General features: G+C 73.1%; 11 protein-coding genes. 6 read left to right on the top strand and 5 right to left on the bottom strand.

Translation table 11 applies throughout. The features are described 5' to 3' along the window. The first annotated feature begins 6 nt into the window (after window positions 1-6). The 3 genes from PUR26_RS19805 to PUR26_RS19795 all read left to right on the top strand — a co-directional run bounded on the left by PUR26_RS19805 (window position 7) and on the right by PUR26_RS19795 (window position 3,680). Window positions 7-1,218, top strand: coding sequence for an anhydro-N-acetylmuramic acid kinase (locus PUR26_RS19805; RefSeq protein WP_329873747.1), 1,212 nt, complete (start codon window positions 7-9; stop codon window positions 1,216-1,218). Window positions 1,219-1,509: 291 nt separating this feature from the next. Then, window positions 1,510-2,616: a tetratricopeptide repeat protein gene (locus PUR26_RS19800; protein ID WP_329873746.1), complete on the top strand. Its 1,107-nt coding sequence runs from the start codon at window positions 1,510-1,512 to the stop codon at window positions 2,614-2,616. Beyond that, window positions 2,613-3,680 carry a polyprenyl synthetase family protein gene (locus tag PUR26_RS19795; protein WP_329873745.1) on the top strand — a complete coding sequence of 356 codons (1,068 nt, stop codon included), beginning with the start codon at window positions 2,613-2,615 and terminating at the stop codon, window positions 3,678-3,680. Before PUR26_RS19800 ends, PUR26_RS19795 begins: the two co-directional genes overlap by 4 nt. Window positions 3,681-3,728: 48 nt before the next feature. Here PUR26_RS19795 and PUR26_RS19790 read toward each other — a convergent pair whose 3' ends face one another. The 3 genes from PUR26_RS19790 to PUR26_RS19780 form a co-directional block, all read right to left on the bottom strand. Beyond that, window positions 3,729-5,003, bottom strand: coding sequence for a cytochrome P450 (locus PUR26_RS19790; RefSeq protein WP_329873744.1), 1,275 nt, complete (start codon window positions 5,001-5,003; stop codon window positions 3,729-3,731). Continuing rightward, window positions 5,000-5,776: an alpha/beta fold hydrolase gene (locus PUR26_RS19785; protein WP_329873743.1), complete on the bottom strand. Its 777-nt coding sequence runs from the start codon at window positions 5,774-5,776 to the stop codon at window positions 5,000-5,002. The genes PUR26_RS19790 and PUR26_RS19785 overlap by 4 nt, the downstream gene beginning before the upstream one ends. Window positions 5,777-5,997: 221 nt before the next feature. After that, the gene (locus tag PUR26_RS19780) at window positions 5,998-6,438 is read right to left on the bottom strand and encodes an ATP-binding protein (RefSeq protein WP_329873742.1); all 441 of its coding nucleotides are present in this window, start codon (window positions 6,436-6,438) and stop codon (window positions 5,998-6,000) included. A gap of 212 nt (window positions 6,439-6,650) precedes the next feature. On the opposite strand from PUR26_RS19780, the gene PUR26_RS19775 reads away from it, so the two are divergent. Beyond that, window positions 6,651-6,884, top strand: a complete 234-nt coding sequence (locus PUR26_RS19775; protein ID WP_329873741.1) for a DUF397 domain-containing protein — start codon at window positions 6,651-6,653, stop codon at window positions 6,882-6,884. Between the two features lie 89 nt (window positions 6,885-6,973). Beyond that, window positions 6,974-7,876: a helix-turn-helix domain-containing protein gene (locus tag PUR26_RS19770; protein ID WP_329873740.1), complete on the top strand. Its 903-nt coding sequence runs from the start codon at window positions 6,974-6,976 to the stop codon at window positions 7,874-7,876. 378 nt (window positions 7,877-8,254) lie between these two features. Here the strand turns inward: PUR26_RS19770 and PUR26_RS19765 are convergent, their stop codons facing one another. Beyond that, window positions 8,255-9,085 carry an SAM-dependent methyltransferase gene (locus PUR26_RS19765; protein ID WP_329873739.1) on the bottom strand — a complete coding sequence of 277 codons (831 nt, stop codon included), beginning with the start codon at window positions 9,083-9,085 and terminating at the stop codon, window positions 8,255-8,257. A gap of 178 nt (window positions 9,086-9,263) precedes the next feature. Beyond that, window positions 9,264-10,436 carry a S1 family peptidase gene (locus PUR26_RS19760; RefSeq protein ID WP_329873738.1) on the bottom strand — a complete coding sequence of 391 codons (1,173 nt, stop codon included), beginning with the start codon at window positions 10,434-10,436 and terminating at the stop codon, window positions 9,264-9,266. A gap of 307 nt (window positions 10,437-10,743) precedes the next feature. Here PUR26_RS19760 and PUR26_RS19755 point away from each other — a divergent pair, with 307 nt between their 5' ends. Continuing rightward, complete coding sequence (locus PUR26_RS19755) at window positions 10,744-12,819, top strand: SpoIIE family protein phosphatase (protein ID WP_329873737.1); 2,076 nt, start codon at window positions 10,744-10,746, stop codon at window positions 12,817-12,819. Window positions 12,820-12,898: the final 79 nt, after the last annotated feature.

Genomic DNA, 12,898 nt, shown 5'->3' with positions numbered 1-12,898 from the left:
GCAGCCGTGCGGGTCATCGGACTGATGTCGGGCACCTCCCACGACGCGGTCGACGCCGCGGCGGCGGATCTGGTGATCGACGGGGACACCCTGTTCCTCACTCCGCTGGGCATGGTCGGTGAGCCCTACCCCGAGGAGCTGCGCACCGCCCTGGTCGCCGCACTGCCCCCGGCGGCGACCACGATGCGGGAGGTGTGTCTGCTCGACACCCTCATCGGCCAGACGTTCGCCTCACTCGCCGTGCGGGCCGACCGGGAACTGTGCGGCGGAAGCGCCGACCTGGTGGTGTCGCACGGCCAGACCGTCCATCACTGGACCGAGCACGGCCGGGTGCGGGGGACCCTCCAGATCGGCGCCCCGGCCTGGATCGCCGAGGCCACGGGCCGCCCCGTCGTCTCCGGCCTGCGGACCCGGGACGTCGCCGCCGGCGGTCAGGGGGCTCCGCTGGTGAGCGTCGTGGACGTCATGTGGCTGCGCGGGCGGCCGGGTGTGCCCGTCGCCCTGAACCTCGGCGGCATCGCCAACATCACGGTGGCCGCGGAGGCGTGCGACCCGGTCGCCTTCGACACGGGCCCGGCGAACGCGCTGATCGACGCGGCGGTGCACCACCTCACCGGCGGGGCGCTCGCCTACGACGAGAACGGCGCGCTCGCCTCGCGCGGCACGGTCGACGACGCGTTGCTCCGGCGGCTGGCGGCGGAGCCGTACTACTCGGCGCCGCCGCCGAAGACGACCGGAAAGGAGCTGTTCCACCTGCCCTATCTGCTGTCGCTGCTGGACGGCTCCCCTTCCTCCCACGGCCGGCCGTGCGTGGAGGACGTGGTCGCCACCCTCACCCGGCTGACGGCGCTGACGGTGGCGGACGCGGCCCGGTCCGTGCACGCGACCGAGGTCATCGCCTCGGGCGGCGGCACCCGCAATCCGGTGCTGATGTCCATGCTGCGTACGGAACTTCGCGGGGTTCCCCTGCGCGGCTCGGACGAGCTGGGGCTGCCGTCGGCGGCAAAGGAGGCGTACGCCTTCGCGGTGCTCGGCTTCCTGACCGCGCACGGCCTGCCCGGGACGCTGCCGACGTGCACGGGCGCCCGGCACCCGAGCGTCCTGGGCTCCCTCACGCCCGGCGACCGGGGATTTCACCTGCCGGAGCCCGTGCGGACCGCGCCGGTGCGGCTGCGTGTCGCGGCATCACCGGGCCGGGACGCATCCGGTCCGGCATAAGGGCGCCCCGCACCGTGCGGGACGACACCGCGCCGCGGCCGACACCCCCTCCCGGCGGGCCCTCCGCGCATGTTCGCGGCAGCCGTGCCGAAGCCGCGGAAGGTCCTGCGGGAAGCCGTCCGCGGAATCCGTCCGGGAAGCCGTCGCGAAGAAGTGGAACCTCCTCGCCTCCTTGATCCTCTTCTCTCCCGAAGCGCGCGCAGCCAGCTGTAGAGACGAACAAGAAGGGGGCACCGCGGTGAAGGTCCCTTCGCCGTACGGACCGTGGTCGCCCCTGGCGGAAAGGCACCGATGTTCAGCAAAGCACTCGCGCCGGAGTACCAAGGTGCTCTCAGCGCCCTGTCGGTGAACTCCTCGCTCAGCGATGTCCTCGCCGCGGCCACCGAGCAGTTGACAGCCGCCGAGCGGGACGGTGACGCCCACGAGACGGCGCGCGCCGCGCTCGCGGTCGCCGAGGCGAACCGCAGACTCGGTCATGTCCGCGCCGCGGACCGGGCCTGGAAGGCCGGCTATCGCACGGCCCGTTCCGTCGGGGACCGGTCGGCGATGGCCTGGGCGCTGTGGAGCGGGGGCACCCTCGCCCGGCAGCGCGGATCGCTCGCCCTCGCCTTCCGTCTGCTGCGTCACGCCGCCGACATGGGCAAACGGGGCGGAGACGTCGTCGCGCACGGCTACTCGCTCGCGGGGCTGGCGGAGACCGGCCGGATCCAGGGCGACTACCAGGCGGTCGGCGCACTGCACGACGAACTGCTCGCCGAGGCGCGCAAGCGGGGCGAGGCCCGGCACACCGTGTGGGCCCTCGAGGGCATCGCGCAGATGCACCGCAACAGCGGACGGTACGACACGGCGTACGACCTCTTCGAGGAGGCGGCCGGGATCGCGGCCAAGGCGGACGACCGGCGCGGCCACGCCTGGGCCCTGCGCGGGCTCGCCGACATCGTCTCCGTCCGCGACGGGGACACCGAGGGGGCCCTCGCCCTGCTGGACCGGGCCGAATCGGGCTGCCGTGAGATGAACCTGTCGAGCGCCCTCGCCTACAACCACAAGATGCGGGCCAATGTGCTCTACCGGGCCGGCCGGTACGCGCAGGCGCATGAGATGTACGAGCAGGCACTCGCCGAGTTCCGGGAGATGGACGAGCCGCGCGGCGAGGCGCTGTCCCGGCTGGGCGCGGTCAAGGCGCGCGCCCGTCTCGGGGAGGACCGCTCCAGGACGGCCGCCGAACTCACCGAACTGGGCGGGGTGCTGGACCGAATAGGGCTGCGCCACGCGCGCGCCATGGTCGACAAGGCCCGGGCCGAGTTCGGGCTGCTCCCCACCGACGACACGGAGACGGACACAGCCGCCGGCACCGGCGGGGAGGACGCCGGCGCCGCCGCACCGGGGGCGGCGCGATGACCTCTCCGGTGGCCACCGCTCCCTCGGCCGCGGAGTCGCTGAGCCGTTGCCGGGCCCTGGTGGAGCCCGCCCTGCGAGACCGTGTCGGCCGGCTCCACGCCTGGCCCGCGGAGATGGCCGGATACGCGTTCGGATGGCACGAGGCCGGTGACGGCACGGGCCCGGGCGAGGCCCGCTCGGCCGGCTCCGGCGGCAAGGGCGTGCGCCAGGCGCTGGCCGTCCTGTGCGCGGAGGCGGCGGGTGCTTCGGGCGGGACCGCCGTGGACGGAGCCGTCGCCGTCGAACTCGTCCACGCCTTCTCCCTGCTGCACGACGACATCATGGACGGCGACGAGACCCGCAGACGGCGCCCCGCCGTCTGGAAGGCGTACGGGACGGGCCCCGCGGTACTGGCCGGGGACGCCCTGTTCGCCCTGGCCTACGAGGTCCTGGCCGGCTCGCCCGGCCCGCACGGCGCCGAGGCGGTACGCAGGCTCTCGGCGGACCTTCGGGACCTTGTCGCCGGCCAGTCCGACGACCTCCTCTTCGAGCGCCGCCCGTGGACGGGCCCCGAGGCGGTCCCCGTCGACGCCTACCTGCGGATGGCCGAGCAGAAGACCGGCGCGCTGCTGGGCTGCGCCGCGGCGCTCGGGGCCCTGCTGGCCGGCGCGCCCGCGCCCACCGTGCGGGCCCTGTCCACGGCGGGGCGCCAGCTCGGCGTGGCCTTCCAGGCCGTGGACGACGTGCTGGGCCTGTGGGGCGACCCCGCCACCACGGGCAAGCCGGTCCTCGGTGACCTGCGCCGGCGCAAGAAGACGCTGCCCGTACTGGCGGCGCTGGCGGCGGGTTCACCGGCGTCGGGACGGCTGGCCGCCCTGCTGGAGGCGCCGGGCGAGCTGGACGCCGACGGCCTGCGGCGGGCCGCCCTGCTGGTCGAGGAGGCGGGCGGTCGCGAGGCGGCCACGGACGAGGCGCGCCGCCGCCTGGTACTGGCCAGGAGGAGTCTGCGCAGCGTCCCGCTGGAGCCGGGCCCGGCCGCGGAGCTCCTCGCGCTGATGCCGTTCGTCGTCGGGCGCGCCGTGTGAGCCTCCGGCACGGCCGCCCTCCCCCGGCGGCCGTGCCGGAACCCCTGCTCACCGGTCCATCGGCGGGCCCGCCGGGGTCTCCGGCCGGCCGAGCCGCAGGGGCAGTGTTTTCAGGCCGTTGATGAAGTTGGAGACCAGCCTGCGGGGCGGACCCGCCAGGGTGTACTCCGGAAGCGTCCGCAGGACCTCCTCGTGCAGGACGCGCAGTTGCAGGCGGGCGAAGTGCGCGCCCAGGCAGACGTGCGGGCCGTGGCCGAAGGAGACGTGCGGGTTGGGCGAGCGGGCCAGGTCCAGGCGGTGCGGCTCGCGGAAGACGCGCTCGTCGTGGTTGGCGGAGGCGTGGAAGACGACGACCTTGTCGCCCCGCCGGATGTGCCGGCCGGCCAGTTCGCAGTCCTGCGCCGCCGTACGGCGGAAGGTGAGCACCGGCGGGTGGACGCGCAGCAGTTCGTCGACCGCGGTCTCCGGGCCGGCCTCCCCCGCGCGCAGTCTGCGCTGCTCGTCGGGGTGTGCGGCGAGCGCGAGCAGGCCGCCCGGCGCCGCGCTGCGGACGGTGTCGTTGCCCGCGACGGTCAGCAGGAAGAAGAACATCTCCAGCTCGCCCTCGCGGAGCCCGGCGTGGGCGAGGGAGGTCATCACGTCGTCGCCGGGGTGCCGGCGCTTGTGCGCCGCGAGCCGTCGGGCGTAGGTGAACATCTCCTGGAGCAGGGCGGGCGAGCGCGGGTCGACGGGCCGTCCCTCCGGGTCGAGCACCGGCGGTTCGTCCGGGTCCTGGTAGCCGATGACCCGCTCCGTCCAGGCGTGGAGCAGCGTCCGGTCGCTCCTGTCCACCCCGAGCAGGTCGGCGAGGTTGAGCAGGGCGTACTCGTCGGTGACGGCCCGGACGAGGTCAACGGTCCCGTCGCCGTCACGGGCCGTGGCGTACGCCGAGGCGAGGAGGTCCCGGGCCCGTCGGCGGATGTCCGTCCCGAAGCGCCCGGTCCGGCCCGGTGTGAACGCGCGGCTCACCAGGCGGCGCAGCCGTCCGTGGTCCGGCGGGTCCTGGTTGAGCATCATGCGGCGGATGAAGGGCAGGTCGGCCGGATCGGGGTCGCGGATCTGGGTGGCTCCCAGGCACGAGGAGAAGGAGCGGGCGTCCTTGAGGACCCGGACGACGTCCTGGTGCCGGGTCACCGCCCAGAAGCCCGGTCCGGCGGGCCACCCCAGCACGCCGTACTCCTCCTGCCAGGCCACCGGCTCGTGGTCGCGCAGTTCCCGGTAGGTGTCGTGCGGGATCCCGCGGGCGTACAGCCGGGGGTCGAAGACGTCAGTCGTCGCGGTCACTCGGGACCGTCCGCGCGCAGGAAGTCCTCGACGGTGCGCAGTAGTTCGAGCGGGACCTCGTCCATGGCGTAGTGCCCCGCGCCCGGCAGTTCGACGAGCCGTCCACGCGGGTAGCAGGAGAGCCAGGTCCGGCGCAGCAGGTCGGTGGTGAGGGCCGGGTCGAGGGCGCCCGTCACCGCCAGGGCGGGCACGTCGTTACCGGTGACCTCGATGTGGAAGTCCTCCCCCGCCCATGAGTCGAGCCAGGCGCGGAAGGCCTCGGGGTCGCTGCGGTCGAGGGAGCGGCGCACCATGCGGTCGAGCCAGGCGGCGGGGCGCTCCCCGCCGGTGGTGATGTCGATGATGGCGCGGCGGTTCTCGGGGCGTTCGGCTGCCCCGGCGAACAGTTCCCACTGGCCCGGCGGCAGGGGAAGCCCGGAGGCGGGGACCGGGGAGATCCCGACGAGTCTGCGGACCCGCCCGGGAGCGGCGGCGAGGACGCGCTGGGCGACGCTGCCGCCCATGGAGTGGCCGACGATCGAGAAGCGGTCCCAGCCGAGCCGGTCGGCGAGGTCGAGCAGGTCGAGGGCGGCCTGGCCGGTGGTGTACGCCCCGGGGGCGTCCTTCGCCTCTCCGTAGCCGCGCAGGTCCACGAAGGCGTAGCTGAAGCGGGTGCGGTCGAGGTCCTGGGACACGGGCGCGTAGGCGTCGCGGTCGGCGAACCAGCCGTGGACGGCGAGGACCCGATGGGATCCGTCGCCGAGCAGATGATGGGGCAGGACGAAGGGGGCCACGCGCGCTCCGATCGGGAGGGGACGGGCGGGAGGGACGTCACCACCTTGGCCCGGGCTCCCTCGTGCCACAAGAGCGCTCGTCGCACGGGGGCGAGGGCGACCGCCCCGTGGCGGTGGGCCGCTGGGAGCCCCGGCCCTGGACGCCGCTGTCCCCCGCACGCGGTACGTCATGCGGTGGCGCGGACCGCGGGCTGTGGACTCCGCAGGCCCTGCGCGGCGGTTCAGGCGCGGTGCGCCGGCAGGGGCAGGGCCGCCCACACGGTCTTCCCGCGCGGCGGTGTCGGGGACCAGGACCAGCTGTCGCTCAGTGAGCCGATCAGGGCGAGCCCCCTGCCGCCGGTGGCCGATGTGCCGACGACGCGCGGGCGGGGCGGTTCGGGGCTCGGGTCCGCCACGGCGCAGACGAGGTGGTCGGGGTGGCGGAAGAGACCGAGCCAGACGGGGTAGCCGGCGGTGTCGTCCGGACAGGGCAGCACGGCGTGCTGGACGGCGTTGGTCACGAGCTCACTGACGACGAGCTTCATGTCCATGATCAAGGGGCGCAGGGCCCACTGGTCGAGGGTGTCGGCGACGAACCCCCGCGCCTGCGAGGCGTTCTGGAGCCGGCCGTCCAGCCCGCACGCGGCGAACCCTCCGGGGCTGATGTCCGGGTCGACGAGCAAGGAACGACCGCCCTGCCCGGTGTCTGCGCTCGATAAGGCCGACATGCTGATCGTCACTGGTCATGTCTCCCTGCATGCTTCGGTGTTCGATGCTGCGGCAGCCGGTGCGGGACGAGTATTGTCGAGCGCACCTCAGAAGTGCAATTGCATCTGAAATTGCACTGACTGGATCCAGGGGAACAGACGTACGAACTTTGGAGGTGCTTGTGGGAGTGGAGTTGTTCAACGGCATGCAGGCCAGCGCGCTGACCTCGGTGACGTGGACCAAGAGCAGTCATAGCAATGCCACGGGGAACTGTGTGGAAATGGCCGAACTCCCCGGGGGGCAGGTGGCGATACGCAACAGCCGGGACCCCGAAGGACCGGCACTCGTCTATACGCGCGACGAGGTCGCCGCGTTCGTCGCGGGGGCGCGGGACGGCGACTTCGACCGCATGATCGGCTGAAAGCCGTCACAACGGGACGGAGGAGCCCTGGCTCGCACGGGTGCACGCCCGATAAAGTCGTTCTCCCATACTCCGCAGGAGCGCGCGTCATGGCTGCAGCCGAACCGAGCCCGTCCTTGTTCGTACGGCCGCTGGGGGCGGTCGAGAACAACCCGACCGCGCTGAGGGTCATTCTCGGTGGCAAGCTGCGCGAACTGCGGCTGAGTTCGGGGCTCGACCCCTCGGACGTCGACACCAAGCTGGGCTTCTCCCGGTCCAAGACCAGCCGCATCGAACTGGGCCGTCACGGCTGCAAGCCGGCCGACGCCCAGGCCCTGCTGGATCTGTACGGGGTGACGGAGGCGGACCAGGTCGCCGAGTTCCTGCGGCTGGTCCAGCAGTCCCGCCAGTCCGACTGGTGGCGTTCGTTCAGCGACGTCCTGTCGGACTTCTTCACTCCGCTGGTCGCCCTCGAAGGAGCGGCCGCGACCATACGCACGTACGAACCGTTCTACGTGCCGGGCCTGCTGCAGACTCCCGCCTATACGCGAGCCGTCATCCAGTCGGGGCCGGGGCACCTCCTCACGCACGACGTGCAGCGCCGGGTGGACCTGCGCCAGGAGAGGCAGCGGCAGCTCGACCAGCCCGAGGCGCCTCGGCTGTGGGCGGTGATCGACGAGTCCGTACTGATGCGGACGGTCGGCGGGCCGCAGGTGATGCGCGCCCAGCTCGAACACCTCATCGCGATGATGGAGCGCCCGCGTGTGACCCTGCAGATCGCCCCGCTCGACGTGACGGCCGCGGTGGGCGTCGGCACGGGTGTGACCTATCTGCGGTTCGCCCTGGGCGACTTGAAGGACGCCGTCTACATCGAGCACCTGACGGACAGCACGTTCAGCCAGAAGCCGCAGGTCGTGGAGCAGTACCGCGACATGCTGGACCGGCTCGGAGCCTGCGCCCTCACCCCGAACGATTCGCTCGCCGCCCTCCACGAGCGTCTGTCGGCTCTCTGAACGGGCCCCGGCAGAGCGGACCCCGGCAGGTCTCGGCCGCCACCGGCCGCACGCGGCCAGAGGTGCCGGCCGTCGTGCCGCCCGTGACGGTCGCCCCGCCGCGACACGGGCCGGGGCCCCGGTCGAACGGCTGCCTCATCCGGGCCGCACCTCCGGGGAGCGATCCACGCCGTCGCGTTCGTCCCGGCTTGGCGAGTCCGGCACATGGCCGGGGCCGGCCCCGTACGGGACGGAGCCTGGCGCGTCGACGCGGTGCCGTCGCGTGCTCGGGCCCGCCGCAGCCGCGCCTGCCCGCCGTGCCCGGCCTGCCCGGCGAAGGGGCAGGGCCGGGCGGCCCGACGGGTACGACGCGTTGCGGCGCGGGCGGCGGAGGAGACGCTACGGCGCGAGACCCTCGTGACCGAGCCGCGCGACGCCGCCCCACTCGATCCACTCGTCGGTGAGCTGCATGGGCGCGAGCTGCGTGTCCGGCCGCCAGGTCGACACCTCCACCAATCCCGGTTCCAGGATCTCCAGGCCGTCGAAGTAGGCGGTGACCTCGCCCTCCTCACGTACCCGGCCCCACTGTCCCCCGGTGGCCTCCGCCATGAAGTCGGTGACGAACGTACGGATCTCCGGGCGGTCGCTGACGAGCTGGCAGACGACGAGGAAACTCCCCGGCGCCAGCCGCTCGGCGACGCGCCGGACCAGACCGGCGGGATCGTCCGCGTCCGGAATGCAGTGCAGAACCGATACGAAAAGGGCGGCGACGGGCTGGCTGAAATCGATCAGCCTTTTCGTCTCCTCATGGCCGAAGATGCCGTCGGTGTCGCGCATATCGGCCTGGATGACCGCGGTGCGATCGTTCTCCTCCAGCAGGGCACGACCGTGCGCCAGCACGATCGGATCGTTGTCGACGTAGACCACCCGGGCCTCGGGATCGACAGCCTGTGCGACCTGATGGACGTTGTCCTGCGTGGGCAGGCCCGAACCGTGGTCGATGAACTGCCTGATGCCGTACTCGGACGCCAGCAGGCGCACCACACGCCGCAGGAAGTGCCGGTTGTTGACGGCCAGCGTCATGGTGCTCGGGACCTGCTTCAGCAGCTCCTCGCACGCGTCGCGGTCCGACTGGTAGTTGTCGTCGCCCCCAAGGAAGTAGTCGTACATGCGTGCCACGCTGGGCACCTTCGTGTCGATGGCGTCAGGGCGCCACGACTCGCGTCGCATCCAGTCCTCACCCGCGTCATGGGAAATCAGGTTGTGAGACGAACATGCTAAGGAGGGGCGGGGTGGCGGTACAGCCGATGCCCGAGGTGACCGGAATGCGTGAGGCAATTCCGGTCACCGGGTTTCCCCGCCTCTCTCAGCGCGCGCGTGCGGCCGGACGGGACGTGCCCAGGTCCGGTCAGGCGGTGTGCAGGGTGAGGCCGTAGCGTCCCAGGATCTCGTTGACCGGCTGGAACCAGGTCTCCCCGCCGCCGCTGCAGTTGCCCCAGCCCCCGGACGTCACACCCTGGGCCTGGTCGCCGCTGATGAAGGAGCCGCCCGAGTCGCCGCCCTCGGCGCAGACGCTCGTCTTCGTCATCTGGTGGACCGCGCCCTGGCTGTAGTTGACGGTCTCGTTCTTCGCCAGGACGTTGCCGCAGTGCCAGTGGGTCGTGGAACCGGAGCGGCAGATGGACGCGCCGACGGGCGCCTCGGCCGAGCCCCGCACCAGCCGGTCGGGTATGGTGCCCCAGCCCAGGACGACGGGAACCGTCCACCAGCCGCTGTGGATGCTCACGTACGCGTAGTCGTCACCCGGGAACGAGGAGCCCTGGAAGGTGCCCATGGCCGAGCCGTCCCAGCCGCGCACCGCGGCGCCCGCGCGGCCGCAGTGCCCCGCCGTGACGAAGCCGCCGTGCACCGAGAAGCCGATGGAACACCGGACGTTGCCGGTGTAGTAGGGGTCGCCGCCCACGGTGCCCGCGGCGTATGGGGCGGGGGCCTGCGCGGTCCGGGCCACGGAGACGGGGCCGGCCGCGCTCGCACGCTCGACGAATGCGCGGACCGCCTTCTTCTCGCGGTCTGCGTCCACCACCTTGATGACGACCCGGTTGAGCTGCGGATCGACGTACCAGCTGCTGACCCCGGGCGGGGCGGACAGGGTGTCGATGCGCTCCTTGACGCGGTCGAGCCGCTCCGCGCTGTAGCGGACCACGCGGACGTCGGCGCCCGCGGCCTCGACCTCGGCGGCCTTGTCCCGGCTGGTGAGGGCGACCTTCAGCCTGCCGTCCGCGGCGTCGAACCAGGAGCCGGCGTAGGACGGGCCCGCGAGGTCCCGTGCCTTCTTCTCCACGGTCACCGCGGCCTTCTCGGCACGCAGCCGCTCCTCGGCCTGCCCCCTGGTCAGGCCGAAGTCGCGTTCCATCGCTTCGAGCAGGCCGGTGGAGGCGGGAGCGGCCGCGTGCGCGGCCGGCGGCGCGGCGGACGCCGGCTGGGTGCCGACGGCGGTGCCCGCCAGGCCTCCGGCGAGCAGCAGGGCGGCGGCCAGGGCCGTGCGCAGGGCGGGGGCGTGTAATGCGGAGGTGCGTCTCACGGGCAGAACCTTTCCATTCGTCCTCGGTGGGAGGGGTGGGGGTGCGGCATGGTTCTGAGAGCGCTCTCATCGCGAGCGGACGAAGCCTAGCGCGTTGACATATGTCAGGTCTATGCCAAGCAGTCCGCCGGGCACCGGAAGGGCGTGAACCGACCCCCGGGCGGATCCGTCGAGATGTGTCCGGGCGGCCGTTGGACGGCGAGGTCACGCACAATGGGTGGCAGCGCCGAGGCGCGGGAGCCGCGCTCCCGCCCCCCTCGGGCACACGCGGCCCACTGCGTCCGCCGTGGGCGGAAGGGAACATCTGGTGCCATCGGACGGGTCGGGGGGCGAGCAGGCTCACGGCCCCCTCTGGTCCGAGCCGGGGACTCTGCTGCAGCACGTCGCCCTGGCCGTCTTCGGCTTCGACGACGACAACCGGATCCGTTACTGGGGCCCCGGCGCCCAGGAGCTCTTCGGGCACGATCCGCGGGCCGTCCTGTCCAGGCCGGGCTCCGTCCTGTTCCCCGACCCGCCCGGGTACGCCGCGGACGCCGCCGACCGCCTGGTCGAACGAGGACGGACCCTCGGCTACTGGCGCGGCCGGCTGCCCGCCCTGCACCAGGACGGCACCGTCTTCGACTGCGGTTTCCGGGTCTTCCCCGTGACCGGCCCCGGGGGCCGCTCGGTGGTCATGGCCCTGGCGAGCCGCAGCGACGAACTCGACCGGGTCAAGTCCAACCTCGCCTTCCTCGACGCCCTCTTCGCGACCTGCCCGATCGGCCTGTTCATGCTCGACGAGGAGTTGCGGTACGTCCACCTCAACCAGGCGCTCGCCGACATGGACGGGCTCCCCATCGAGAAGCACCTCGGACGGCCCATGACCGACATCATGCTCGCCTCGGACGGCGGAGCGTACGAGCGCCTGCTGCGCGGTGTCGCCCGGCGGGGGGAGCCCGTCGTCGGGGCCCTGGTCGGCATGCGCACCCCCGGTCACCCGGACCGCGACCAGGTGCGGTCGGTGAGCTGCTTCCCGCTCAGCCGGGCCATCGGCACCGCGCCCGGGGTGGGCGGGCTGATCGTGGACGTCACCGACCGGGAGCGGGCCATCGTGGAGGCGACGGCCGGCCGTCAGCGGCTGGCGCTGCTCGCCCGGGCCGCCGTCGGCATCGGCACCACCCTGGACCTGGACGTCACCGCGCGCGAGCTCGTCGCCATCGCGGTGCCGGAGTTCGCCGACGGCGCCACGGTGGAGCTCGTCGAGTGGATGGACGAGCGTGAGCCGTTCGACCCGGCGCTTCCCCTGTTCACCCGCCGGATCGCCGCCGGAACGGTCCTCCCGCCTCCCGCCACCGAGATCGTGGGGGGCCTGGAGCGCCTGCGCTACCCTCCGGGCTCCGCGATCCACCGGATGCTGAGCACCGGCCGCCCGATCTCGGCGCCGATCGACGAGGAGTTCCTGGCCCGTACCGTCATGGACCCGGCGCGCGCCCGGCTCCTGGCCGAGAGCGGCCTGGACCGCATCCTCATCGCCCCCTTGATCGCCCGGGGAGCCATCCAGGGGATCGCCCTGTTCGGCCGCTCCTCGGCCAGGCCGCCGTTCACCGACGAGGACTTCGACCTCGCGAGCGAGCTCGCCTCCCGCGCGGCGCTGTGCCTGGACAACGCGCGTCTCTACAGCCAGGTCCAGGACATCTCCATCACGCTCCAGCGCGCGCTGCTCCCCACCGCCCCGGCCGCCGGCCCGCATGTGCGCGTCGCGCACCGGTACGTGCCCGGCAGCCGCGTCACCGAGGTGGGCGGCGACTGGTACGACGCCATCACCCTGCCCGGCGGCAGGGTGGCGCTCGTCGTGGGCGACGTCATGGGGCACGGGGTGCCGGCCGCGGCGGCCATGGGCCGGTTGCGCATCACGACCAAGGCGCTGACCAGGCACAACCAGGAACCGCAGGCCCTTCTGGCCGAGCTCGACGAGTGCGCCGAGGAGGCGGGGATCGAGTTCGCGACCTGTCTGTACATCCTCTACGACCCCTCGACCGGCCGGGCCCGCATCGCCAGCGCGGGACATCCCCCGCCGCTGGTGCTCCGCCCCGACGGCACCGTCGACACGATCGACGACGTCCTCGGTGTTCCCCTCGGGGTGGGCGGTTCGGTCTTCCGCACGATCGAGGTCGGCCTGCCCGAGGGCGCCACCCTCGCCCTCTACACCGACGGGCTCATCGAAACGCGCGACCGGGACATCGACGCGGGCGTGGCGGCGCTGTGCACCGCACTGGCCGGGCACCCGGAGGAACCGCTGGAGGCCATGGCCGACCGGATCCTGGCGACCCTGCTGCCCGGCCGGCCGGCCGACGACACCGTCCTGGTCCTCGCCCGGGTGGGCCGCCTTCCCGGGGGCGGCTGACCGACCGGCACGGTTCCGGCTGATCGACTGGTCGGGGTGCCGGACCGGGTCTACCGTCGAGTGGTGGACGAATCGGTGT

Source organism: Streptomyces sp. SP18CS02, from assembly GCF_036322365.1.
In the GTDB taxonomy this organism is placed as follows: Bacteria; Actinomycetota; Actinomycetes; order Streptomycetales; family Streptomycetaceae; genus Streptomyces.
This window is presented reverse-complemented; position numbering and strand designations above follow the sequence as displayed.